A 23,979-nucleotide genomic window follows, 5' to 3' on the forward strand; every position below is an offset into this window, starting at 1 on the left:
TCCATGGACATGGCAAAAGGGTTAATCCGGAGCACCGCCGTTCCCGCCGTCGTTCTCGCCCTCGTCTACGGGCTCACCGGCTGCCAGGACGGCGGCGCGGACGCCGCCGCGGCGGACCGGCCGGTGGTGATCGCCCCCGGTAAACCGGGCGACAAGGCACGCACCCTCTCCCCCGAGCAGGCGGCCAAGGCCCGTCCCGACGACACCCCGAACGCGGCCGACCATTCCTACGTACGGAACATGATCGAGCACCACCGGCAGGCCCTGACCATGAGCGCCCTGGCCCCCGAGCGGGCCGGCGCCGAGCCCGTCAAGCGGCTGGCCCAGCGGATCGCGGCCGCACAGGCACCCGAGATCGGCGCGATGGAGGGCTGGCGCACGAAGCACCCGGAGCCGGCCGGGGCGGGCGGCGCAGCGGCCCACGACCACCACGCGATGCCGGGCATGGCGAGCGAGCAGCAGCTGAAGGACCTCGGCGCGGCCCGGGGCGCGGACTTCGACCGGCTCTTCCTCCGCCTGATGATCACCCACCACGAAGGCGCCCTGAAGATGGCCGGCGAGGCCCTGACCGACGGCAACAACGTGGCGGTGGAGGAGATGGCCACCGAGGTCGTGGCCCAGCAGAGCGCCGAGATCCACCGGATGCGGGCGATGGGCTGACGCACCCGGCACCGGGTGCCATGCTGGAAGGCACCCTGCGGAAGGAGCTCCGCGATGCTTCGTGTGGCCGTCGTCGGCTCGGGCCCGAGCGGGGTCTACGCCGCGCAGACGCTCGTCCAGCAGCGCGAGGTGCCGGGCGTGCGGGTCGACGTCCTGGACCGGCTGCCGTGCCCGTACGGGCTGGTGCGGTACGGGGTGGCCCCCGACCACGAGAAGATCAAATCCCTCCAGGGCAATCTGCGCACCGTCCTGGAGGACGAGCGGGTCCGCTTCCTGGGGAACGTCGAGGTCGGCGGGGAGCGGCTGACCACCGCGCGGCTGCTGGAGCTCTACCACGCGGTCGTCTACTGCGTGGGCGCGGCGCGGGACCGGCACCTGGGTGTCCCCGGCGAGGAACTGGCCGGGGTGCACTCGGCGACCGCTTTCGTCTCCTGGTACAGCGCGCACCCGGACGCGGGGACCGACGGGTTCGGCCTGGCGTCGGTGCGGTCGGCGGTGGTGATCGGCGCGGGCAACGTAGCGGTGGACGTGACCCGGATCCTGGCCCGGGGCGCGGCGGAGCTCGCGCCGACCGACATGCCGCACGCCGCGCTCGGGGCGCTGGCGGACAGCGCGGTGCAGCGGGTGCACATGGTGGCCCGGCGGGGGCCCTCGCAGGGCAAGTTCACCACCAAGGAGCTGCGGGAGCTGGGCACCCTGCCGGGGGTGGCGACGGTGGTGGACCCGGCCGAGCTGGCGCTGGACCCGGCGTACGCCGATCCGGGCGCCGCCCTGCCGGCGGTGAACCGGCGCAACGTCGAGGTGCTGCGCGGCTGGGCCGCCGCGGAGCCGCCGGAACAGGAACGGGAACAGGCGACGGAGCGGGACGGCACGGCCGGGGGGCGGAGCATCGCGCTGCGGTTCTACCTGCGACCGGTGGAGCTGCTGGGCGACGACGCGGGGCGGGTGGCCGCCGTACGGTTCGAGCGGACCGTGCCGGACGGCCGGGGCGGGGTCACGGGCACCGGGACGTACCAGGACCTCGAGGCGCAGCTGGTGCTGCGGTCGGTGGGGTACCGGGGCGTGGCCCTGCCGGGGCTGCCGTTCGACACCGCCACCGGGACGGTGCCGCACGCGGCGGGCCGGGTGGTCCGCGACGGCCGGGCGTCGGTCGGCGAGTACGTGGCGGGCTGGATCAAGCGCGGCCCGACCGGGGTGATCGGCACCAACCGGCCCTGCGCCAAGGAGACGGCGTCCTCGCTGCTCCAGGACGCGCCGGCGCTGGCCCGGCGGGAGCTGCCCGGCGACCCGCTGGACGCGCTGCGGGCGGCCGGGCTGCGGCCGGTGCCGTGGCCGGGCTGGCTGGCGATCGAGGTGGCGGAGGCGGATCTGGGCCGCTCGCTCGGCCGCCGCTCGGTGAAGATCCCGGACTGGCCCGGACTGCTCGACGCGGCGCGGGCGGCCACGCCCTGAGCCCGGCCGCTTCCACGAGCCGGGCCCGGACCGTTACGCCCTGAGCCCGGCCGCCTCCGCGAGCCGGGCCGCCTCCGCGCCGGCGGCGGCCAGGACCCGGTCGAGCAGGCCCGGGAAGAGGGCGTCCAGATCGGTGCGGCGCAGCCCGTTCATCTTGGCCGTGCCCCGGTAGGTCTGGCGCACGACCCCGCTCTCCCGCAGCACCCGGAAGTGGTGCGTGGTGGTCGACTTGGTGACGGGCAGCTCGAAGTGGGAGCAGGACAGCTCGGCCTCCGTCCCGGCCAGGTCCCGCACAATCGCCAGCCGGATCGGGTCGGAGAGGGCGTGGAGCACCGCCTCCAGCCGGATGGCCTCGGTCGCGGGGTGGGCGAGGGCACGGCCCGGTTCACGTTCCGTCATGTCCATTGCTCCACTCGGTCGATGTCTGCTCCCCCATGGTACGAAGGTTCTCGTAGGACCCGGCGGAATCGGGCCGGATCAGGCCCGCTGGTACTGGACGGGCGTACGGATCTCCGCGCCCAGCTCGCGGGCCGCGCGCCGGGCCCAGTGCGGGTCGCGCAGCAGCTCGCGGCCCAGCAGGACGGCGTCCGCCTCCCCGTTGGCCAGGATCTTCTCGGCCTGCTCCGGCTCGGTGATCAGGCCGACGGCCGCCACCTGGAGCGTGCTCTCCGCCTTGACCCGGGCCGCGAAGGGGACCTGGTAGCCGGGGCCGACGGGGATGCGCGCGTGCGGGGCGTTGCCGCCGCTGGAGACGTCGAGGACGTCCACGCCGTGCTCCTCGAGGAGGGCGGCCAGGCGGACGGTGTCGTCGGCGGTCCAGCCGTCGGCCTCCAGCCAGTCGGTGGCGGAGATGCGGAAGAGCAGCGGGAGCTCCTCGGGCCACACGGCCCGCACGGCGTCGACGATCTCGAGCGCGAGGCGGGTGCGGTTCTCGAAGGAGCCGCCGTAGGCGTCGGTGCGCCGGTTGCTGTACGGGGAGAGGAACTCCCCGATCAGGTAGCCGTGGGCGCCGTGGATCTCGATGACCTCGTAGCCGGCGGCGAGCGCGCGCCGGGCGGCGTCCGCGAACTGTCCCACGACCGCGCGGATCTCCTCGGCCGTCAGCTCGTGCGGCACGGGGTAGCCCTCGTCGAAGGCGAGGGGGCTGGGAGCGCTCGGCAGCCAGCCGTGGTCCTCGGGGCCGACCGGGCCGCCACCGAGCCAGATGCGGCCGGTGGAGGCCTTGCGTCCGGCGTTGGCGATCTGGATGCCGGGCACGGTGCCCTGGTCCTTGAGGAACCGGGTGATCCGGCGCAGTTCCCCGACCTGGGTGTCGTTCCAGATGCCGAGGTCGAACGGCGAGATCCGGCCTTCCGGGGAGACCGCGGTGGCTTCCTGGAGGATGAGGCCGGTGCCGCCGGCGGCGCGGGCCGCGTAGTGGGCGAAGTGCCAGTCGGTGGCCACACCGGCCCGGGGTCCGGCCGGCTCGGCGCTGTACTGGCACATCGGGGCCATCCATACGCGGTTCGGAACGGTGACCGAGCGGAGGGTGAAGGGCTCGAACAGGGCGACGCTCATGGCGGGTCTCTCCATCGTCGGGCGGGACGTCCGGCTAAGTTCGAGAATCACCGTACTACGAAATCTCTCGTAGTACGAGAGTCTTCATACAAGACAGGTGTGCGACGGCGTGTGACGCGGGCCACTGTCGGTGCGCGGGTGCAGACTGGCGGACAGGAGACGGTTTCAGGACAACGACGTCCGGAGGTGTCGGTCATGACCGACGTGCTGCTGCTCGCGGGCACCCGCAAGGGCCTGTTCATCGGCCGCCGACGCGGCGGCGGCCCGTGGGAGTTCGAGGGACCCCATTTCAATGCCCAGGCCGTGTACGCGGCCGCCGTCGACCGGCGCGGGCCCGTGCCCCGGATCCTGGTCGGCGGGGACAGCGCGCACTGGGGACCCTCCGTCTTCAGCTCCGACGACCTCGGCCGGACCTGGCGCGAACCGGCCGCGCCCGCCGTGAAGTTCCCGCAGGACACCGGCGCCTCCCTGGAGCGGGTCTGGCAGCTGCATCCGGCCGGCCCCGAGGCCCCGGACGTGGTCTACGCGGGGACGGAGCCGGCGGCGCTGTTCCGCTCCGCCGACCGCGGCGAGTCCTTCGAGCTGGTGCGGCCGCTGTGGGAGCACCCGACCCGCAAGAGCTGGGAGCCGGGCGGGGGCGGCGAGGCGGTCCACACCGTGATCACGGATCCGGCCGACGCGGCCGCGGTGACGGTCGCGGTGTCGGCGGCCGGGGTGTTCCGCACCCGGGACGGCGGGGCGAGCTGGGCACCGTCCAACGACGGGGTCTCGGCCGTGTTCCTCCCCGATCCGCATCCCGAGTTCGGCCAGTGCGTGCACAAGATCGCGCAGGACGCCGGGGACACCGGCCGGCTCTACCTCCAGAACCACTGGGGCGTCTACCGCAGCGACGACGCGGGCGGGCGCTGGACCGACATCGGCGCCGGCCTGCCCTCGGACTTCGGCTTCACGGTCGCCGCCCACCCCCACCGGCCGGACACGGCGTACGTCTTCCCGCTCAACGCCGACTCCGACCGGGTCCCGGCCGGCCGCCGCTGCCGGGTCTTCCGCACCAGCGACGCGGGCGCCAGCTGGGAGCCGCTCACCGCCGGCCTGCCGGACACGGACCACTACGGGACGGTGCTGCGCGACGCGATGTGCACGGACGACACGAATCCGGCGGGCATCTACTTCGGCAACCGCAACGGCGAGCTGTACGCGAGCGCCGACGACGGTGACAGCTGGGAGCTGCTGATCTCGCACCTTCCCGATGTGCTCTGTGTGCGGGCGGCGGCGATCGGCCATTGACATCCTCTCCGCCTCAAAGGACGGAGATTCCCGTCTGCCGCGCCGTTGACCGGCGCGGCTCCGGGTGGGTTCCTGTTTCTTCGCGCTGTGCCGGGACGAGTCCCGGTCTTACCCGCGCTCCGCAGGCTGATACCGCCAGTCCGGCGGCTTTGGCGACGTTGACCGCCGCGTTGACGTCCCGATCGAGGACGGCCCCGCACGCCCCGCACTCCCATACACGGACATGGAGGGGCTTGGGGCCGTCCTTGACGCCGCACTGCGAGCACACCTGTGAGGTGGGCTCGAACCGGCCGATCCGTATGAAGGTGCGTCCGTACCGGGCTGCCTTGTACTCCAGCATCGTCACGAACGCCGACCATCCGGCGTCGTGGACGGACTTGGCCATCCGCGTACGGGCGAGTCCCTTGACCGCCAGGTCTTCAACGGCAACCGCTTGGTTCTCACGGATGATCTTCGTCGAGAGCTGGTGGTGGAACTCGCGCCGCGCGTCGGCCACCTTCGCGTGTGCGCGGGCGACCTTGAGCCGGGCCTTGATTCTGTTCCTGGACCCCTTCGCCTTCCGGCTGAGGTTCCGCTGTGCCTTCCTGAGCTTCTTCTCGGCCCGGCGCAGAAAGCGCGGGCTGTCGATCTTCGTGCCGTCCGAGAGGACCGCGAAGTGGGACAGGCCCAGGTCGATACCGACCTCGGGCGCCACCTCGGGCAGTGCCTCATCCGGGCCGGTCTCGACCACGAACGAGCAGAAGTACCGCCCTGCCGCGTCCTTGATCACGGTCACCGTGGACGGCGTTGACGGCAGGGAACGGGACCACTTCACGATCACGTCGCCGATCTTCGGCAGGCGCAGTTCACCGCCCGTGGTGATCTTCCACCCGGCGTTCGCGGTGAAGCGGATCGACTGCCGGTTGTCCCGGCGGGACTTGAACCGGGGCGCACCCATGCGCGGACGTTTGCCCTTGAGGCCGTCGAAGAAGTTCTTGTAGGCGGTGTCCAGGTCCCGGAGGGACTGCTGCAGGACCACGCTCGACACCTCGGCGAGCCATGCCCGCTCAGGGGTCTTCTTCGAGGCGGTGAGCTGCTTGGACAGCTCGCCAGACGGGACGAACGGCAGCCCGGCGGCGCGGGCGGTCTCGCGGACGCGCAGCGCGTCGTTGAAGACCACCCGGGCACACCCGAACGCCCTGGCCAGCGCGGAGCGCTGCGGACCGTTCGGGTAGACCCGGAAGCTGTACCGGAGCTGCATACCTTGATCATACATACTTGGCTCATGTCACCACGCTGGAACCCAAATCCCGATGTACGCACGGGCCGTCACGTCATCTACGATCTCCACGCCCACTTGGTTTTCGTCACCAAGTACCGGCGTGGAGCCATGACCGACGAAATCCTGACGCGCTGCGAAGAGATCATGCGAGAGGTCTGCACGGACTTCGGAGCCGAGCTGAAGCAGTTCAACGGCGAGACCGACCACGTGCACCTGCTCGTGCACTACCCGCCGAAGGTCCAGCTCTCCAAGCTGGTCAACAGCCTCAAGGGGGTCTCGGCCCGGCTGCTGCGCAAGGAGTACGACAGCCACATCCGGCGGTACCTGTGGAGCGGACACTTCTGGTCCGGCTCCTACTTCGCCGGGTCCTGCGGCGGTGCACCGCTGACCGTGGTCAAGCAGTACATCGAGAACCAGCAACAGCCGGTCTGAGACCGGCCGTCACCCCGAGGCGCAGCGAACTCCGGCGCCTTGCGCCTCCGGGCCAAGGATGCGCTTCACCCCCGCCCCAAAGGGCCGAGCACTGCGCAAGATCAGAGGTAGAGTGATCGGTCGTGGCAGCACGACCCTTGAACGAGATCGTCGAAGCGGGCTGGGCCCGCGCGCTGGAGCCCGTGGCGGGCCAGATCGCCGCCATGGGGGACTTCCTGCGCGCGGAGATCGCCGCCGGACGCACCTACGTACCCGCCGGCGCGAACGTCCTGCGCGCCTTCCAGCAGCCCTTCGACGAGGTGAAGGTCCTCATCGTGGGGCAGGACCCGTACCCGACGCCCGGGCACGCGGTGGGACTGTCCTTCTCGGTGGCCCCGCACGTCCAGCCGGTTCCGGCCAGCCTGGACAACATCTTCCTGGAGCTGCACCGGGACCTGGGCACCGGGCGGCCCGCGAACGGGGACCTGACCCCCTGGACCGGGCAGGGCGTGCTGCTGCTCAACCGTGCGCTGACGACCGCCCCGCGCCGGTCGAACGCGCACGCGGGCAAGGGCTGGGAGGCCGTCACCGACCAGGCGATCCGGGCGCTCGCCGCCCGGGGCAAGCCGCTGGTCTCCATCCTGTGGGGCCGGGCCGCACGCAATCTGCGGCCGCTGCTCGGCGAACTGCCGGTGGTGGAGTCCTCGCACCCCTCCCCCAAGTCGGCCGATTACGGGTTCTTCGGCTCCCGGCCGTTCAGCCGCGCGAACGACCTGCTGGTGCGCCAGGGTGCACAGCCTGTCGACTGGCGCTTGCCGTCCGTGAGTTGACGGTATCCAGTATTCGACGGATAAATGCGGACAGAAGGCACGCAGACGCCCCCTCCCCGAACACCAGGTTCCGATAAGCCAGTAGCATGCGGCGCCATGAGCACCCCCACTGGGCCCGAGAACGGCCTGCCCGTACGAATGCCGCGACCCCGCCAGACCGGACGGCACCGCCGGCCCGAGCCCGCGGTGGCGCCCGAGGGCGCGCCCGCGCTGGTGCTCGCCGTGCCGGGTGCGCCTTCCGCCGCCGCGCGGAGCCTCGCGGAGGAGATCCTCAGCATCGGCCGCTCGGAGCTGCCCGGGCTCGATGCCCGGATCGGCTACCTGGAGGGCGAGGTCACGCAGGACACGCTGACCGCGGAGTTCCCCGCCCTCTCCTCCGTCCTGACCTCGGTGGCGGCCGAGCGCGCGGCGCGCGCCGAGTTCGCCCGTGCCGCCGGCCACGAGGTGCCCCCGGCGACCGGCCCGGACGCCGTGGTGGTGCCGCTGCTGGCCGGCCCCGACGCGGATCTGCTGCGCCGGATCCGCCAGGCGCTGATGGACTCCTCGGCCGCCGTCGAGCTGGCCGAGGTGCTCGGCCCGCACCCGCTGCTGGCCGAGGGCCTGCACGTGCGGCTCTCCGAGGCGGGCCTGGCCCGCGCGGACCGCGCCCGGCTGTTCACCGTGGCGACCGCGGCCGACGGCATCATCCTGGCCACCACCGGCGGCGAGGACGCCGTCCAGGCCGCCGGGATCACCGGCATGCTGCTGGCCGCCCGGCTCGCGGTGCCCGTGATGGCGGCCGCGCTGGACCAGGAGGGCTCGGTGGCCTCGGTCGCCCAGCAGCTGCGGGACGCCGGGTCGGTCCAGCTGGCGCTGGCCCCGTACCTGATCGGCCCGGAGGCCGCCGAGGGCCTGCTGGACACGGCCTGCAAGGAGGCGGACTGCGCCACCGCCGAGGTGCTCGGCGCCTACCCGGCCATCGGCAAGCTCGCGGTCGCGCAGTACAGCGCGGCCCTCGGGATCCCGCAGACCGCACAGGCCCGCTGACCCGCCGCCCCGCGGGCACACGTACGGCGTGGGGGCCCGCCCCCGTCAGGTGACGGGGGCGGGCCCTCGCCGTACGCCGCCGGGTTCGGCGGGGCGGTCCGCACCCGGCCGGTTCAGCGCCGTACGCGGCCGGCCGGACCGAAGACCACGCAGGTGGCGGCGGGAATCGGGACCGAGCCCGCCCGCCGCGGCACCCCGGTCTCCGCGTCCACGTCGAACCAGGTGACGTCCCCGGAGCGCTCGTTGGCCAGGTACAGCCGGCCCCCGGCCGGCTCCAGGGCCAGGTCGCGCGGCCAGTGCCCGCCGCTCGCCACCGTGGCGGTGAGCCGCGGCCGCGCCGGGTCGCCGGCGAGCGAGAGCACGGCGATGGTGTCGCTGCCGCGCACCGCCGCCCAGACGAAGCGTCCGTCGGGTGCGACGACCACGGCCGAGGGATAGGCCCGCGTGCCCCCTGGAGCGCCTTCTGGGGCCACCGGAACCTCGTGGACCGGTTCCACATCACCCGAGGCCGCGTCCCAGCGGCAGACGGTCAGCAGCGGCCGCAGCTCGTTGAGGACGTAGACCAGCTCGCCGCCGGGGTGGAAGGCGAGGTGCCGGGGCCCGTTCCCGGGCGGCAGCTTCGCCTCCCCGTGCGGGCGCAGGACACCGTCGGCGCCGTCCAGCGCGCAGACCCGCACGGAGTCCGTGCCGAGGTCCACGCTGAGCACCCAGCGGCCGGTGGGGTCGGGCAGCACCTGGTGGGCGTGCGGTTCCCGCTGCCGGTCGGAGTCCGGCCCGGAGCCGGTGTGCCGCAGCACCGAGGCGGCCTGGCCCGGGCTGCCGTCGGGGCCGAGCGGGAGCGCGACGACGCTGCCCGACGTGTAGTGGGCGGCCACCAGCCAGGACGTCCCGACCGCGGCGAGGTGGGTGGGCCCGCGGCCGTGGGTGGACGCGGGCGCCGCGGCCGGGCGCAGCACTCCGTCCACGCCGGGGGCGAACGCGGCCACCGCGCCCGCCTCGCCCTCGCTGACGGCGTACACGTACCGCTCACCGACCGCCAGGTACGACGGATCGGCCACCGCGTCGCTGGCGCCGAGGACGCTCAGCGCCCCGGTCGCCGGGTCCACGGCCGCGGTGGTGACCCCGCGGCCGCCCGCCGATGTGAACGAGCCGACGTAGGCCCGGATTTCCCGCTCGTCCACCCTGCTGCTCCTCTTCCGTCGCCGTCGGCCGCACCGGTCCGGAAGCGACCGTAACAGAAGGTCTAGACCAGATCCCGCCCTTCGGCTCGTTCCCTCGCACCCTCGTGGTGCGCGAAGGCCGGGGTGTGCGGGCGGTCCTCGTAGGTGCGGTGGAAGACCGGGCACGCGGATCCGGAGATCGGCGGCACGATCCAGGACCAGTCGGCGCCCACCTCGCGGCCCTTGAGTTCCTCGCGGTCGATGTGGGTGAGGAAGCGGCGCGACTCGGTGTGGTGGTCGGCGATGGTGACCCCGGCGCGGTCGAAGGAGTGCAGCACCGCCCGGTTGAGCTCGACCAGCGCCCGGTCCTTCCACAGCGTGCGGTCGTTGGTGACGTCCAGGCCCAGCCGGCGGCCCACCACGGGCAGGAGGTTGTAGCGGTCGGTGTCGCCGAGGTTGCGGGCGCCGATCTCGGTACCCATGTACCAGCCGTTGAAGGGGGCGGCGGGGTAGTGGATGCCGCCGATCTCCAGGCACATGTTGGAGATCGCGGGGACGGCGTGCCAGCGCAGGCCCCAGTCCGACCAGTGGTCGTCCTCCGGGTGCTCGATGGGCACTTCCAGCACGGCGTCGGCGGGGAGGTCGAACCAGCGGGGCTTGTCGTCGCACCCCTGGACGACGAGCGGGAGGAGGTCGAAGGGGGTGCCGGGGCCGCCGGGCCACCCGAGGGCACGCAACGCCTCGGTCAGTTCCCGGTTGCGCGGGTCCCCGACCGTGACCGAGGGGTGGTCGCCGTAGCCGGCGTAGCGGATGAGCTGCTCGCTCCAGATGAGCGGGCCGGGGCGCTCCGGGGTGTCGGGGGCGAAGACCGTGATGGTGGGCCGGATCCGGCCGCCGTTGGTCGCCTCCCGGAGGTGGCCGACGCATTCGGCGGCTATCTCGTCGGCGCCGGTGAGCTCCCTGCGGTCGCGCACCCGCAGGGAGTTCCAGTACAGGCGGCCTATGCACCGGTTGCTGTTGCGCCACGCCACGCGGGCGCCGTGGGCGAGCTCCTCGGGGGTGTGCCGGTAGGTTCCGGTCTCCGCGAGCTCGGCCCGTACCGCGGCGAGCCGGGCGCGCGGATCACCGGCGTCCGGGTTCTCCCTGTGGAAGAGTCCGATGAACTCCTCCGCCGCTGCTACCGTCTGAGCGATCGTCGAGCGCTCGTGCAGTATTTCCATTCCGGGCGGTTACCCCCTGTCCTGCCAGATCCACCCTGTACATGCCGGATGAATGTGCGTCGAACACTCACCGTTTGTACATGCCGCAGGTCAGGAACCGGGGCCGCATCCGGCCGGAACACTCTGTCGGGTGATGCTGCGCCGAGGGGCTTGCGCCGGCGGGAAACGCCGTCGTCCGGGGCGGACCGCCGGACGGGGCGTCACTCGGGAGCCTCGCCGATCGGCCGGATCACGACCACCTGCTCCTGCGTCGTGCCGGCGGGCAGCGGGCACTGCGTGACCTTGGCGGCGATCTCGGTCACCCGGTCCAGGCCGGCGCAGTCCACCACCCAGTACCCCGCCAGCCAGGAGTCCCCGGACCCGTACGGGCCGTCGGTGACGGTGAGCGCGGAGCCGGGCAGTCCCCTGACGACCCGGGTCTGTGCGGGCTCGGTCAGCCCCTGCGCGTCGACGAGCTCCCCGGAGGCGGCGAGCTCCGCGTTGATCCCCTCCATGTGGGCGTACATCGCGGACAGGTCCGCCTCGCTCCAGGCCGGGGTCGTCGCGCCGCCCCGGCCCTTCATGGCGTCGTAGTCGGCCTGCGTTCCCTGGATCATCACCATGTACTTCATGGCTCCAGGGGACCCCGGGCGCGGCCCGGACCGGGCGGCGCACCACGGGATCCGGGCCCGAACCACCCGGGTGGCCGGTGCCCCCGGCGGCCGGTCAGGCGCCGACCGTGAGCGGGGCGCGGGGGTCGGTGCGCAGCGGGGCGGCCAGTGCGGTGAGGGCGTGTTCCAGGCCGTGCAGGTGGGCGAGCGCGGGTTCGGCCGGGGCCGGGTGCGCGGCCGGTGCGGTCAGGGCGGCCGGGGTACCGGCGGGCGCGGTCAGCGCCTCGACGGCGGCCTCCACGCGCCAGCAGGCGGCGGCCAGCCGGGCGTCGTGCGAGGCCTGCGGGTCGGCGGCGACGGCCACCAGGCCGCGTACCTCGCGCGCGCAGGTGTCGAGCAGGGCGAGCACCTGCCGGGCCCGCGCCTTGCGGGCGCGCAGCGGGCTCAGCGGGTGGACCAGCGGCGCCAGCGCCATCCGGACCCGGGCCAGCAGCAGCTCCAGCTCGGCCGCGTGGGGCGCCGGGTCGGCCCCGGGGTCGCCCGCGAGGCGGCGGTGGGTGGCGGCGGTGGAGGCCCGTACGCAGTGCAGCGCGCGCTGGATCCACGCGTCGTTGGCGGCGTGGGTGGTGACGGGCAGGATCAGGGCCACGGCGAGGGCCGCGCCCAGTGCGCCGACCGCGGTCTCCTCGAAGCGCAGGAGCAGCAGTCCGGGGTGCAGGACGCCGAGGAGCCCGTACAGCAGGCCGGCCATGACGGTGACGAAGAACATCATCCAGGAGTACGAGGGCGCGGCCGTGTAGAAGATGCCGAAGACGCAGACGGCGACCAGGGCCGCGGTGGGACCGGGCGCGCCGTGCAGCGGGACCGCGATGAGCAGCCCGGCGGCGATGCCGACGACCGTGCCGAGGACGCGGCGGAAGCCGCGGACGAGGGTCTCGCCGCGGGAGGCGGTGTTGACGAAGATCCACCAGGCCGTGCCGACGGCCCAGTACCAGCGGTCCTCGGAAAGGGCCTGGCCGATGGCGAGCGCGAAGGCGCATGCGGCGGTGGCCTGGAAGGCCTGCCGGGTGGTGGGCCGGGCCAGCCCGGTGCCGGGCAGCGGCGGGGGCGCGGGGGCGGGCGGCGTACGCCGTTCGACGGGCCACAGCAGGAAGCGGACCAGGCCCGCGGCGAGCAGGGCCAGGCCGACGGCGGTGTACAGCTCGGGCAGCTGGGACGGCAGGGCGTGCAGGAACTGGGTGACGAAGAACATCATGAACGCGAAGATCCCGAGCGCGTGTCCGCGCGGCCCCCAGCGGCGGGCGTAGACCCCGCAGAAGACGACGGCGAGGAAGCCGGCGTCGCGGGCGAGCGGGACCCCGTGCAGGGTGGTCGCCAGCGCCAGTACCGGGAACCCGGCGGCGGGCAGCAGGGCGGTGGTGGCGCGCTGGGCGCGCACGGAGGCGTCGGTGACGGTGAAGAGGGCGAGCAGGGCCGCCAGTCCCCCGGTGATGGAGGCGGTCAGCGAGAGCCCGCAGAGCTCGGCGACGGCGACGGCGAGCCCGACGCCGACGACGGCGCGGGCGGAATTCCTGAGCCGGAGCCGCCCCGGGTCAGGAGCCACGAACATCCTCTTCACGGCGGTGTGCCGCTCCCCTCGCAGTGGTGCGCGCCGGCTGCCGGCGGCCCGGGGGTGGTGGGCGGCGTGCAGACACGGCGAAGGCACCGCGGTCCGGAGCGGCCTCGTTGCCGTCCGGCGCTGCGCGGCGCCGCAAGTACATGGATACGACACAGATAAGCATCCGAGGACCCACTGGCTCAAGCCATCCCATGGAAAGTGGGCCATTGGTACAGCCGGACCGCCTTCGCGTCGGCCGTCGGGAGGCCAACGGACCACGCAGCCCTGAGGGCGGACGGGCCGGCGCCGGACGGTCGGGCGCGGGTCCGCCCGCCCACACGCCTAAGAATCAGAACAAATTGGTCAATTCGGGCTATTCGGCGGTGCGCCACCGGGGCTGGGAGGGACGCCGTCGTCATAGTCATCGTGGCGACCGACCGGTCGCCACGATGCCTTTCAAGAGGAGCCGGCTCATGCTGACAGCCACCAGGACTAGCCTCGCTCTCGCCGCCGGAAGCCTGGTGCTCGGCCTCGTCGGCGCCGGCGTCGCGGTCGCGGACGACGAGCCGCCCGCCGCCACGCAGGGCCAGGCGAAGGTCCTCGACGACGGGGACGGGTACGAGGACGAGGAGTACGGCGAGGGCGAGTACGGGGAGGAGGAGAAGGAGGAGGACGGCCTGGAGAACGGCCTCGAGGACGGGATGGACGGCTCGGACGAGTCGGGCACCCACCACGGCGACAAGGGCGAGAAGGAGGAAAAGGAGAACAAGGGAGACAAGGGGGACAAGGGCGACCACGGCAGCAAGGACGACGACTACGGGGACGACGAGGAGCCCACCGACCACCCCAAGCACCACCCCGCGTACGGCAAGGTGGTCTCGACCACCCCGCTGAAGATCCGCAGCAAGCCGACCACCGAGTCGCGCCCGATCGGCCAGGTCTACCCGCACGAGAAGCTCGAGCTGAAGTGCAAGAAGCACAGCGAGCCGGTCGACGGCAACAAGCTGTGGTACCGCCTGCACGGCGAGGACGGCTGGGTCGCCGCCCGCTACGTCAAGAACCTGACGCCCGTGAAGTGGTGCTACTGACGCGAACCACCCATGGACCCGGTCGCCGCCCTGCGGCGGATCGCGTTCCTCCTGGAACGCGCGCAGGAACCCGCGTACCGCGTACGGGCCTTCCGCACCGCCGCCGAGCAGGTCGCCGCGATGGCGGACGGCGAGGTCGCGCGGCGGGCCGCGGCCGGGACTCTGGAGGCGGTCAGGGGCATCGGCCCGAAGACCGCGGCGGTGATCACGGAGGCGCTGGCCGGCCGGACCCCCGCCTACCTGGAGCGGCTGGAGGAAGAGGCCTCCGTCCCGCTCTCCACGGACGGCCGGGGCGAGACGCTGCGGGCCGCCCTGCGCGGTGACTGCCATCTGCACTCCGACTGGTCGGACGGCGGCAGCACCATCGAGGACATGGCCCGCGCCGCTGCGGGGCTCGGCCACGAGTGGGCGGCGCTGACCGACCACTCGCCACGTCTGACGGTGGCCCGCGGCCTCTCCCCGGACCGGCTGCGCGAGCAGCTGGCCGTGGTCGAGGAGCTCAACACGGCCTGGGCGCCGTTCCGGCTGCTGACCGGCATCGAGTGCGACATCCTCGAGGACGGCTCGCTCGACCAGGAGCCCGCACTGCTGGAGCGGCTCGACGTGGTGGTCGTCTCGGTGCACTCCAAGCTGCGCATGGACCGGCGCGCGATGACGCGCCGCATGGTCGCGGCGGTGCGCAACCCGCACGCGGACGTCCTCGGGCACTGCACGGGCCGGCTGGTCACCGGCAGGGAACGGCCGGAGTCGGAGTTCGACGCGGCCGAGGTCTTCGCCGCGTGCGCCGAGTCCGGCACGGCGGTGGAGATCAACAGCCGGCCCGAGCGGCTGGATCCACCGCGCCGGCTGCTGCGCCAGGCCGTCGATGCGGGCGCGCTCTTCGCCATCGACACCGACGCGCACGCGCCCGGGCAGCTGTCCTGGCAGATCTTCGGGTGTGCCCGGGCCGAGGAATGCGGAGTTCCGGCCGACCGTGTGGTCACCACCTGGCCGGTGGACCGCCTGCTGGCCTGGACGCACGGCTGAGCGGGCGGGGACCACTGGGCCATTGGTACAGTCGCGCACATGGCGGTGGACGAGCTCGACACCCGGATCCTGCGCCTGCTGATCGAGCAGCCGCGCACCAGCGTGCGCGAGTACGCCCGGCTGCTGGGCATCGCGCGCGGCACGCTGCAGGCCCGCCTCGACCGGCTGGAGCGCACCGGGGTGATCACCGGCACCGGTCCGGTGCTGTCCCCGGCGGCCCTCGGTCACCCGGTGCTGGCCTTCGTGCACATCGAGGTCACCCAGGGGCACCTCGACGAGGTCGGCGACGCGCTGGCCGCCGTACCGGAGATCATCGAGGCCTTCTCGATCACGGGCGGCGGAGATCTGCTGACCCGGGTGGCGGCCCGGGACAACGCGCACCTGGAGGACGTCATCCAGCGGCTGATCAGGCTGCCCGGCGTGGTGCGCACCCGGACCGAGGTGGCGTTGCGCGAGCGCGTGCCGCACCGGTTGCTGCCGCTGGTGGAAGCGGTGGGCAAAGCCGCTCGCAAACCCTGACAAGATAGTGAGGGAACGCACACAAGCAGCAGAACGGGCATAAACGGATGATCTCCGTCATATTCGATCTCGACGGCACCCTCGTGGACAGCGAACCGAACTACTACGAGTCGGGGCGCCGCACCCTTGAGCGCCATGGCGTTCCCGACTTCACCTGGGAGCAGCACAGCGCGTTCATCGGCATCGGCACCCGGGAGACGCTGGGGATCCTGCGGGAGCGGTACGGCATCCCGGCACCGTTGGCGCAGCTGCTCGCCGAGCAGAACGCGGCGTACCTGGAGCTGGCGCGCACCGGGACCGCGGCCTACCCGCAGATGCGCACGTTCGCGGAGCGGCTGCACGGCGAGGGCATCCCGATGGCGGTGGCCTCCGGCTCCTCGCGCGAGGCCATCGACGCGGTGCTGGCCGGAACGGGCCTGGACGCGCTGCTGACCACGGCGGTCTCCGCCGAGGAGGTGGCCCGGGGCAAGCCGGCCCCGGACGTCTTCCTGGAGGCGGCGCGCAGGCTGGGCGCGGACCCGGCGGACTGCGTGGTCGTGGAGGACGCGGCGCCGGGCGTCCGGGCCGCGCACGCGGCCGGGATGGAGTGCCTGGCGGTCCCGTACGCGGCGGCGACCTCCGACGACCCGGCGTTCTCGACGGCCGGACTGCTCTTCCGCGGCGGACCGCGGGAATTCAGCGCGGAGACCGCCTACGAGTGGCTGAGCGAGCACCGCGCGGCCTGACGGCGGGCGGGCGGCGGGCCGCGGCGACCTCGCGGGCGGCGGGCGGCGGCACCGGGGAAGATCCCGCCCGTCGCGCGAGTTGGTAGAACCGTGAACGATTTCGTGTGGAACGTGGACGTGGTCGTCGTCGGCGCGGGGCAGGCGGGCCTGTCCGCCGCCTACCACCTGCGGCGGACGGGGCTGGTGCCGGGCCGGGACTTCGTGGTGGTGGACCATGCGCCGGCGCCGGGCGGGGCCTGGCAGTTCCGCTGGCCGACGCTCACGTACGGCGCGGTGCACGGGATGCACGCGCTGCCGGGCATGGAGCTGACCGGGGCCGACCCGGCACTGCCGTCCGCCGAGGTGATCGGGGCGTACTTCACGGCGTACGAGGAGGCCTTCGGCCTCGGGGTGCTGCGCCCGGTGGACGTGAGCGCGGTCCGCGAGGGCGAGGGGGGCCGGCTGCTGGTCGAGTCCTCCGCCGGGGCCTTCGGCGCGCGGGCGCTGATCAATGCCACCGGCACCTGGGACCGGCCGTTCTGGCCGCGCTACCCGGGGCAGGAGACCTTCCGCGGCCGTCAGCTGCACACGGCGACTTACCGGGGGCCCGCGGAGTTCGCGGGCGCCCGGGTGATCGTGGTGGGCGGCGGCACCTCGGGGGTGCAGCACCTGCTGGAGATCGCCGAGGTGGCGGAGCGGACCACCTGGGTGACGCGGCGGCCCCCGGTGTTCCGGGAGGGCCCGTTCGGCGAGGCCGAGGGCAGGGCCGCGGTGGCGCTGGTCGACGAACGGGTGCGCCGGGGGCTGCCGCCGCGGAGCGTGGTGAGTGTGACCGGGCTGGCGCTGACCGACGCGGTCCGGGCCGGCCGGGAGTCGGGGGTACTGGCGCCCCGGCCGGTGTTCGAGCGGATCACGCCGGACGGCGCGGTGTGGGCCGACGGGTCGGCCGTGGCGGCGGACGTCATCCTGTGGGCCACCGGCTTCCGGGCCGCCATCGACCACCTGGCCCCGCTGCGGCTGCGCGAGCCCGGCGGCGGCATCCGGGTCGAGGGCACCCGGGCGGTGCGCGACGAGCGGGTGCACCTGGTGGGGTACGGGCCGTCGGCCAGCACGATCGGGGCCAACCGCGCGGGCGGCGCGGCGGTCCGCGAGATCCGCCGCCTGCTCTCCCGCGCACCGTCGGCGGTCCCCGCGGCCGCGGCGGTCGGTGCCGGTCACGGCACTAGGTCCGGCGGGCGGCGGCGCGCAGGGCGTTGAACTCGGCCACGTGGCGCCGGTGCTCCTCGTACGTGGCCGAGAAGCGGGTGTCCCCGGGTTTGACGGTGACGAAGAACAGCCAGTCCCCCGGGGTGGGCGCGACCGCCGCCGCCATGGCCGAGAGACCCGGGTTGGCGATCGGGGTCGGCGGCAGGCCCTGGCGGGCGTAGGTGTTGAAGGGGCTGTCGATGCGGGTGTCGCTCAGTGTGGTGTCCACGGTGTGACGGTTCAGCGCGTAGTTGATCGTGGAGTCCATCTGCAGCGGCATCGACCGCGCGAGCCGGTTGTGCACCACCCGCGCGACCTTGCCCATGTCGGCGGGGGTCTCGGCCTCCGCCTGGATGATGCTGGCCAGCGTGGCCGTCTGGTAGGGCGTCATGCCGTGCGTGCGGCCGCCGTCGGCGACCGGCTTGGTGGCGAGCTTCTGGTGGGCGGTGCGCACCATGTACGCCAGGAGCTGGTCCGGGGTGGTCGTCGAGGTCACCGGGTACGTCGCCGGGAACAGGAAGCCCTCCGGGTTGCCCTTCGCCTCCGCGGGCAGCGCGGGCCCGGCCGCGGCGGCCGCCGCCTTCGTGGTGCCGGACGGCACCTTGAGCTCGCGGTCCACGGCGGCGTAGACCTGGGAGGCGCGCCAGCCCTCGGGGATCAGCAGCAGGCGCGGCTTCTCCGGCCCGGGCCCGGCGCCACGCAGCAGCGGGACCAGGGCCGCCGCCCCGATCGCGAGCAGCGTGCCGAGGAGGATCGCCAGCCGGCCGCGGCGGGTGAGCCGGGTCCGGCGCCGTGGCGGCCGGTTCTCATGACGCATGCCGGCACCCTAACCCGGCGAACGCCGCATCCCGGGCATCATGCCCGTACGACCGTCATACGGTCACACTTTCACCGGCGCGAGTTCGGCGTCCCGGCGCACCAGGGCGGCGTACCGGCCGTCGGCCGCCAGCAGCTCCTCGTGGGTGCCGCGCTCGGCGATCCGGCCGGCGTCGAGGACGACGATCTGGTCGGCGTCGCGGACGGTGGACAGGCGGTGCGCGATGGTGATGGTGGTGCGGCCCTCGGAGAGGGCGTCGATGGCCTGCTGCACGGCGTGCTCGGTGCGGGTGTCCAGGGCGCTGGTGGCCTCGTCCAGGATCAGCACCGGCGGGTCGCGCAGGATGGTGCGGGCGATGGCCAGCCGCTGTTTCTCGCCGCCGGAGAAGCGGTAGCCGCGCTCGCCGACCAGCGTGTCGTACCCGTCGGGCAGCGAGGCGATGTGGTCGTGGATCTGGGCCGCGCGGGCCGCCTCGGCGATCTCCTCGTCGGTGGCGTCCGGCTTGGCGAAGCGGAGGTTGTCGGCGACGGAGGCGTGGAAGAGGTAGGTCTCCTGGGAGACCACGCCGATGGAGCGCGCGAGGGTGTCGAAGTCGAGGTCGCGCACGTCCACCCCGTCGAGGGTGACGCGGCCGCCGGTGACGTCGTAGAGCCGCGGCACCAGGTAGCTGAGGGTGCTCTTGCCGGAGCCGGTCGGGCCGACCACGGCGAGCGATCCGCCGGCCGGCACGGTGATGTCGATCCCCGTGAGGGCGTGGCCGCCCGCGGTGTCGTACGCGAAGTCCACGTCCTCGAGCCGGACCTCGCCCCTGGCCCGCTCCAGGCTCACCGGGTCCGCGGGCTCGGCGATCTCCACCGGCAGGTCGAGGTACTCGAAGATACGGGCGAACAGCGCGAGCGAGGTCTGGATCTCCACCCCGGTCGAGAGCAGGCTCACCGCGGGCCGCAGCAGGCCCTGCTGGAGGGTGACGAAGGCGACGAGCGTGCCGACGGACAGCGAGGGGGCGCCCGCCTGGAGCGCGAGGCCCGCGGCCCAGTAGATCAGGGCCGGCATGGCGGCCATGACGATGCCTATCGTGGACATCTTCCAGCGCCCGGCCATGCTGGAGCGCACCTCGAGGCCGACGAGCTTCTCCGACTCCTCGGCGAAGGACCGCGTCAGCGAGTCGGCGCGGCCCATGGTGCGGCCCAGCAGGATGCCGCTGACCGACAGCGACTCGGTGACCGTCGCCGCCATCGCGGCCATCTGCTTCTGCCGCTGCGTGGTGATCCGCTTGCGCTCGTTGCCCACCCGCCGGCTGATCCACACGAAGACCGGGAGCAGGAACAGCGAGACGAGGGTCAGGCGCCAGTCTAGGGCGAGCATCGCGACGATGGAGGCGAGCACCGCGGTGACGTTGGAGACCAGCGAGGTCGCGGTCGAGGTGACGGTGGCCTGCATTCCGCCGATGTCGTTGGCGATGCGGGACTGGACCTCACCGGTGCGGGTGCGCGTGAAGAAGGCCAGCGGCATCCGCTGGAGCTGGGCGTAGACGCCGGTCCGCAGGTCGTGCATCACGCGCTGGCCGACGGTGGTGGAGATCAGGGTCTGGAGCACGCCGAAGACGCTGGTGACGACGGCGGTCGCGATCATGCCGAGCGCGAGCAGGCTGAGCAGCCCCGTGCGGCCCTCGGGGATGGCGGTGTCGAGGATCTCCTTGAGCAGGAACGGCGACGCGACGCCGACCAGCGAGGAGGCGCCGACCAGGACGCCGACCACGGCGAGCCGGCCGCGGTAGGGGCGGAAGAGGCGCATGATGCGCCGGAGCTCGCGCGGCTGGTCGGCGGGGGCCGGGCGGCTGGGGTCGAGGGGACGCTGCGAGGGGGTCCAGTCGGGTTGATCGGGGCGCATGGGCTCCTTCTCGGGGTGGGAACTGCTGACTCTGGGAGCGTAGCTCATTGTTACCTATACTCACAATGAACTTCGTCCTGATAGTGTTCCCGCCATGAGCACCGCTTCCGACACCGACGGCACCGAAATCACCGGGAGTGCCGAATCCGGAGAGAGTCCCGGGTCCGGCGCGAGTGCCGAATCCGGCGAGAGCACCGACAGCGGCGAGAGCGGCGGGACCACCGACGCCGCCGAGCAGCTCCTGCGGCTCACGCGCCGGCTCCACCGGGTCCAGAAGCGCCATCTGGAACCCCTGGGCATCACCCCCGCCCAGTCCCGGCTGCTGCGCGCGGTCGCCGGCCACGGCCCCGGGGAGCCTCCCCGGATGGCCGATCTCGCGGCCCGGCTGGAGGTCGTGCCCCGCGCCGTGACCACGCTGGTGGACGGCCTGGAAGCGGCCGGCTGCGTACGCCGCGTGCCCGACCCGGCCAACCGCCGCGTCACCCGGATCGAGCTCACCGACACCGGCCGCGCCACGCTGGGCCGGCTGCGCAACGCGCGCAAGCGGGCCGCGGAGGAGATCCTGGCCCCACTGACCGCCGATCAGCGCGAGGTGCTCGGCGGGCTGCTGGGCGCCCTGTCACCGGGACCGGGGCGCCGCTGCTGACGACCTAGCCCAGGGGGCGCGCATGCCGCTGCTGGAACCGAAGCCGGGAGCCCTGCGGCCACGATCCGTGCGCGGCCCCGCCCCCGACCGGGTGCCCGAACGGCTGGCCGGCGGCACCCCCGCGGCGCTGCGCGCCGAGCTCAGCGAGCTGCTGGGCGCCGAGAAGGTCCTGGGCGACGTCTCCGACCTGGTCCGCTACGCCTCCGACGCCTCCCCCTACCGGTTCGTGCCCCAGGTCGTGGTGGTCGCCGAGGACATCGACGACGTCTCCGCCGTCCTGTCCTACGCCCACGGCCGGGGGCGCGAGGTGGTCTTCCGCGCGGCGGGCACCTCCCTCAACGGCCAGGCGCAGGGCGAGGACGTCCTGGTCGACGTACGCCGGCACTGGGCCGGGATCGAGGTGCTGGAGGAGGGCCGCCGGGCCCGGATCCGCCCCGGTACGACCGTGCAGCGCGCCAACGCCGCGCTCGCCCGGTACGGCCGGGTACTGGGCCCCGACCCGGCCAGCGCCATCGCCTGCACCCTGGGCGGGGTGGTCGCCAACAACGCCTCGGGCATGACCGCGGGAACGACCAGGAACGCCTACCGCACCCTGTCCTCCCTGACCTTCGTGCTGCCCGGCGGCACGGTCGTGGACACCGCCGACCCGCTGGCCGACGAGGAACTGGCGCGCGCCGAACCGGCGCTGTGCCGCGGGCTGCTGGACATCAAGCGGGAGATCGAGGCCGATCCGGAGCTGGTGGCCCGGATCCGCGCCAAGTACACGATCAAGAACACGACCGGCTACCGGCTCGACGCCTACCTCGACGGCACCACCCCGGTGGAGATCCTGCGCGGGCTGATGGTCGGCTCCGAGGGCACCCTCGGCTTCATCTCCGAGGTGGTCTTCGACACCCTGCCGCTGGATCGCGAACTCACCAGCGCCCTGCTCTTCTTCCCCTCCCTGCCCGCGGCGGCCGCCGCCGTACCGCGTTTCAGCGACGCGGGCGCCGTCGCCGTGGAGCTGATGGACGGCAACACCCTGCGCGCGGCGGTCAGCGTCGAGGGCGTACCGGCCGACTGGGCCCGCCTGCCCAAGGACACCACCGCGCTGCTGGTGGAGTTCCGGGCACCGGACGCGGCGGGCCGGGCCGCCGACGAGCGGCGCGCGGCCGCGGCGCTGGCCGGACTGGAGCTGGTCGCTCCGGTCGCCTCCGTCACCAACACCTTCACCGGCGACGCGCGCACCATCGCCGGCTACTGGAAGGCCCGCAGGGCCTTCGTCACCGCCGTGGGCGGCGCCCGCGCCCCCGGGACGACGCTGATCACCGAGGACTTCGCGGTACCGCCGGCCCGGCTGGCCGAGGCCTGCGAGGCGCTGCTGGCCCTCCAGGCCGCGCACGGTTTCGACGCGGCCGTCGCCGGCCACGCCGCGCACGGCAACCTGCACTTCCTGCTCGCCTTCGACGCCGCCGAGCCGGCCGACGTCGAGCGGTACGCGGCCTTCATGGACGCCTTCTGCCGGCTGACCGTGGAGCGCTTCGACGGCTCGCTGAAGGCCGAGCACTCGACCGGACGCAACATCGCCCCGTTCCTGGAGCTGGAGTGGGGACCCCGGGCCACCGAACTGATGTGGCGCACCAAACGGGTCGTCGACCCCGACGGGGTGCTCGCGCCGCGGATCCTGCTCGACCGCGACCCGCGGGCACACCTGCGCGGGCTGAAGACCATTCCCCGGGTCGAGGCGATCGGCGACCCGTGCATCGAGTGCGGCTTCTGCGAACCCACCTGCCCGAGCAAGGACCTGACGACCACGCCGCGCCAGCGGATCGTGCTGCGCCGCGAGATGCTGCGCCAGCCGCCCGGCTCCCCCGTCCTCGACGGACTGCTGGAGGCGTACGGCTACGACGCGGTGGACACCTGCGCGGCCGACTCCACCTGCAAGCTCGCCTGCCCGGTCGGCATCGACACCGGCGCGCTGATGAAGGAGTTCCGGGGCCTTCGGCACGGGCCGCGCGAGGAGCGGGCCGCGGAGCTGGCGGCCCGGCACTTCGGGGCCGTGGAGGGCACGGCGCGGCTGGCCGTGGCCGCCGCCCGGAAGATCACCGACCTGGTCGGGGACGCACCGCTGGCCGCCGCGACCGCCGCCGCGCGCCGGGCCGTGGCTGCGGACCTGCTCCCCCGGTGGCTGCCGTCGCTGCCGGGCGCGGCGGCCCGTACGCTGCCCGCCACCCGGCGGACGGGGGCGGCGGCCGTGTACTACCCGGCGTGCGTCAACCGGGTCTTCGGCAGTCCGTCCCCGTCGCCTGAGGGCGTGCTGCCGCTGCCCGAGGCGGTGGTCGCGGTGTCGGCGCGGGCGGGCCGCCCGGTGTGGATCCCCCGGGACGTGCGGGGCACCTGCTGCGCGACGATCTGGCAGTCCAAGGGGTACGCCGCCGGTACCGGGGTGATGGCCAACCGGATCGTGGAGGCCGCCTGGGGCTGGACGGCGGGCGGGCGGCTGCCGCTGGTCGTCGACGCCTCCTCCTGCACGCTGGGGATCGCCCGCGAGGTGGTGCCGTACCTGACCGACGACAACCGGGCGCTGCACGCGGAACTGACGGTCGTGGACAGCGTGGTCTGGGCCGCCGAGGAGCTGCTGCCGCACCTGGAGGTGCGGCGCACGACCGGCTCGGCGGTGCTCCATCCCACCTGTTCGATGCGCCATCTGGGTGACGAGGCGCAGCTGCGCGCGGTGGCCGGGGCCTGCGCCGCGGAGGTGGTGGTTCCGGACGATGTGGGGTGCTGCGCCTTCGCGGGCGACCGGGGCCTGCTGCATCCGGAACTGACCGCGTCGGCGACCGGGCGGGAAGCGCCGGAAGTGACGGCGCGGGCCTATGACGTGCATCTGTCGGCCAACCGGATGTGCGAGGTGGGCATGGAGGCGGCCACCGGCCGCCGCTACCACTCGGCCCTCGTGGAACTGGAGTGGGCCACCCGGCCGTGAGGGGCCGGAGATCTGTCCGGTCCCCCTC

Annotated in this window: 22 protein-coding genes; 13 read left to right on the forward strand and 9 right to left on the reverse strand. The window is 73.6% G+C overall.

The annotated features are described in order from the left end of the window. Positions 1–3 precede the first annotated feature (3 nt). Positions 4–660 carry a DUF305 domain-containing protein gene (locus ACZ6KO_RS21045; protein WP_469305508.1) on the forward strand — a complete coding sequence of 219 codons (657 nt, stop codon included), beginning with the start codon at positions 4–6 and terminating at the stop codon, positions 658–660. Between the two features lie 54 nt (positions 661–714). Next, positions 715–2,112 carry an FAD-dependent oxidoreductase gene (locus tag ACZ6KO_RS21050; RefSeq protein ID WP_469305509.1) on the forward strand — a complete coding sequence of 466 codons (1,398 nt, stop codon included), beginning with the start codon at positions 715–717 and terminating at the stop codon, positions 2,110–2,112. Positions 2,113–2,145: 33 nt separating this feature from the next. Here the strand turns inward: ACZ6KO_RS21050 and ACZ6KO_RS21055 are convergent, their stop codons facing one another. Both ACZ6KO_RS21055 and ACZ6KO_RS21060 read right to left on the reverse strand, forming a co-directional pair. Then, the gene (locus tag ACZ6KO_RS21055; RefSeq protein WP_469305510.1) at positions 2,146–2,511 is read right to left on the reverse strand and encodes an ArsR/SmtB family transcription factor; all 366 of its coding nucleotides are present in this window, start codon (positions 2,509–2,511) and stop codon (positions 2,146–2,148) included. Between the two features lie 78 nt (positions 2,512–2,589). Then, positions 2,590–3,669, reverse strand: coding sequence for an NADH:flavin oxidoreductase/NADH oxidase (locus tag ACZ6KO_RS21060; RefSeq protein WP_469305511.1), 1,080 nt, complete (start codon positions 3,667–3,669; stop codon positions 2,590–2,592). 195 nt (positions 3,670–3,864) lie between these two features. On the opposite strand from ACZ6KO_RS21060, the gene ACZ6KO_RS21065 reads away from it, so the two are divergent. Further along, positions 3,865–4,956: a WD40/YVTN/BNR-like repeat-containing protein gene (locus ACZ6KO_RS21065; RefSeq protein WP_469305512.1), complete on the forward strand. Its 1,092-nt coding sequence runs from the start codon at positions 3,865–3,867 to the stop codon at positions 4,954–4,956. A 13-nt stretch (positions 4,957–4,969) separates the two neighbouring features. Here the strand turns inward: ACZ6KO_RS21065 and ACZ6KO_RS21070 are convergent, their stop codons facing one another. Then, the gene (locus ACZ6KO_RS21070; protein ID WP_469305513.1) at positions 4,970–6,196 is read right to left on the reverse strand and encodes an RNA-guided endonuclease InsQ/TnpB family protein; all 1,227 of its coding nucleotides are present in this window, start codon (positions 6,194–6,196) and stop codon (positions 4,970–4,972) included. Positions 6,197–6,220: 24 nt separating this feature from the next. Between ACZ6KO_RS21070 and tnpA the strand changes: the two genes are divergently transcribed. The 3 genes from tnpA to ACZ6KO_RS21085 all read left to right on the forward strand — a co-directional run bounded on the left by tnpA (position 6,221) and on the right by ACZ6KO_RS21085 (position 8,484). Next, positions 6,221–6,649, forward strand: coding sequence for an IS200/IS605 family transposase (gene tnpA, locus ACZ6KO_RS21075; protein ID WP_469305514.1), 429 nt, complete (start codon positions 6,221–6,223; stop codon positions 6,647–6,649). Positions 6,650–6,771: 122 nt separating this feature from the next. Then, complete coding sequence (locus ACZ6KO_RS21080; protein ID WP_401445978.1) at positions 6,772–7,458, forward strand: uracil-DNA glycosylase; 687 nt, start codon at positions 6,772–6,774, stop codon at positions 7,456–7,458. 96 nt (positions 7,459–7,554) lie between these two features. Next, complete coding sequence (locus ACZ6KO_RS21085; RefSeq protein WP_469305515.1) at positions 7,555–8,484, forward strand: sirohydrochlorin chelatase; 930 nt, start codon at positions 7,555–7,557, stop codon at positions 8,482–8,484. Positions 8,485–8,597: 113 nt separating this feature from the next. Here ACZ6KO_RS21085 and ACZ6KO_RS21090 read toward each other — a convergent pair whose 3' ends face one another. The 4 genes from ACZ6KO_RS21090 to ACZ6KO_RS21105 all read right to left on the reverse strand — a co-directional run bounded on the left by ACZ6KO_RS21090 (position 8,598) and on the right by ACZ6KO_RS21105 (position 13,063). After that, on the reverse strand, positions 8,598–9,665 hold the full coding sequence (locus ACZ6KO_RS21090) for a lactonase family protein (protein ID WP_469305516.1): 1,068 nt from the start codon (positions 9,663–9,665) through the stop codon (positions 8,598–8,600). A 62-nt stretch (positions 9,666–9,727) separates the two neighbouring features. Further along, a complete protein-coding gene (locus ACZ6KO_RS21095; protein WP_469305517.1) occupies positions 9,728–10,864 on the reverse strand; it encodes a nitric oxide synthase oxygenase in 1,137 nt (378 codons plus the stop codon). Positions 10,865–11,064: 200 nt separating this feature from the next. After that, positions 11,065–11,475, reverse strand: coding sequence for a YciI family protein (locus ACZ6KO_RS21100; protein ID WP_469305518.1), 411 nt, complete (start codon positions 11,473–11,475; stop codon positions 11,065–11,067). 94 nt (positions 11,476–11,569) lie between these two features. Beyond that, positions 11,570–13,063, reverse strand: coding sequence for an FUSC family protein (locus ACZ6KO_RS21105; protein ID WP_469305720.1), 1,494 nt, complete (start codon positions 13,061–13,063; stop codon positions 11,570–11,572). A gap of 461 nt (positions 13,064–13,524) precedes the next feature. Between ACZ6KO_RS21105 and ACZ6KO_RS21110 the strand changes: the two genes are divergently transcribed. The 5 genes from ACZ6KO_RS21110 to ACZ6KO_RS21130 all read left to right on the forward strand — a co-directional run bounded on the left by ACZ6KO_RS21110 (position 13,525) and on the right by ACZ6KO_RS21130 (position 17,645). Beyond that, positions 13,525–14,139 carry an SH3 domain-containing protein gene (locus ACZ6KO_RS21110; RefSeq protein ID WP_469305519.1) on the forward strand — a complete coding sequence of 205 codons (615 nt, stop codon included), beginning with the start codon at positions 13,525–13,527 and terminating at the stop codon, positions 14,137–14,139. Positions 14,140–14,151: 12 nt separating this feature from the next. Further along, the gene (locus tag ACZ6KO_RS21115) at positions 14,152–15,165 is read left to right on the forward strand and encodes a PHP domain-containing protein (RefSeq protein WP_469305520.1); all 1,014 of its coding nucleotides are present in this window, start codon (positions 14,152–14,154) and stop codon (positions 15,163–15,165) included. A gap of 39 nt (positions 15,166–15,204) precedes the next feature. Continuing rightward, complete coding sequence (locus ACZ6KO_RS21120; RefSeq protein ID WP_401447141.1) at positions 15,205–15,684, forward strand: Lrp/AsnC family transcriptional regulator; 480 nt, start codon at positions 15,205–15,207, stop codon at positions 15,682–15,684. Between the two features lie 47 nt (positions 15,685–15,731). Continuing rightward, the gene (locus tag ACZ6KO_RS21125) at positions 15,732–16,409 is read left to right on the forward strand and encodes an HAD family hydrolase (RefSeq protein WP_469305521.1); all 678 of its coding nucleotides are present in this window, start codon (positions 15,732–15,734) and stop codon (positions 16,407–16,409) included. Between the two features lie 90 nt (positions 16,410–16,499). Then, the gene (locus ACZ6KO_RS21130; protein WP_469305522.1) at positions 16,500–17,645 is read left to right on the forward strand and encodes an NAD(P)-binding domain-containing protein; all 1,146 of its coding nucleotides are present in this window, start codon (positions 16,500–16,502) and stop codon (positions 17,643–17,645) included. Here ACZ6KO_RS21130 and mltG read toward each other — a convergent pair. Next, positions 17,611–18,450, reverse strand: coding sequence for an endolytic transglycosylase MltG (gene mltG, locus ACZ6KO_RS21135; protein WP_469305523.1), 840 nt, complete (start codon positions 18,448–18,450; stop codon positions 17,611–17,613). The genes ACZ6KO_RS21130 and mltG overlap by 35 nt on opposite strands. Before the next feature lie 63 nt (positions 18,451–18,513). Further along, entirely contained in the window at positions 18,514–20,340 is a 1,827-nt protein-coding gene (locus ACZ6KO_RS21140; protein WP_469305524.1) for an ABC transporter ATP-binding protein, read from the reverse strand. A 94-nt stretch (positions 20,341–20,434) separates the two neighbouring features. Here ACZ6KO_RS21140 and ACZ6KO_RS21145 point away from each other — a divergent pair, with 94 nt between their 5' ends. Both ACZ6KO_RS21145 and ACZ6KO_RS21150 read left to right on the forward strand, forming a co-directional pair. Continuing rightward, complete coding sequence (locus ACZ6KO_RS21145; RefSeq protein WP_469305525.1) at positions 20,435–20,986, forward strand: MarR family winged helix-turn-helix transcriptional regulator; 552 nt, start codon at positions 20,435–20,437, stop codon at positions 20,984–20,986. 22 nt (positions 20,987–21,008) lie between these two features. Next, the gene (locus tag ACZ6KO_RS21150) at positions 21,009–23,951 is read left to right on the forward strand and encodes an FAD-binding and (Fe-S)-binding domain-containing protein (RefSeq protein WP_469305526.1); all 2,943 of its coding nucleotides are present in this window, start codon (positions 21,009–21,011) and stop codon (positions 23,949–23,951) included. Positions 23,952–23,979 lie beyond the last annotated feature (28 nt).

It is taken from the genome of Streptomyces sp. NPDC042102, assembly GCF_055582305.1.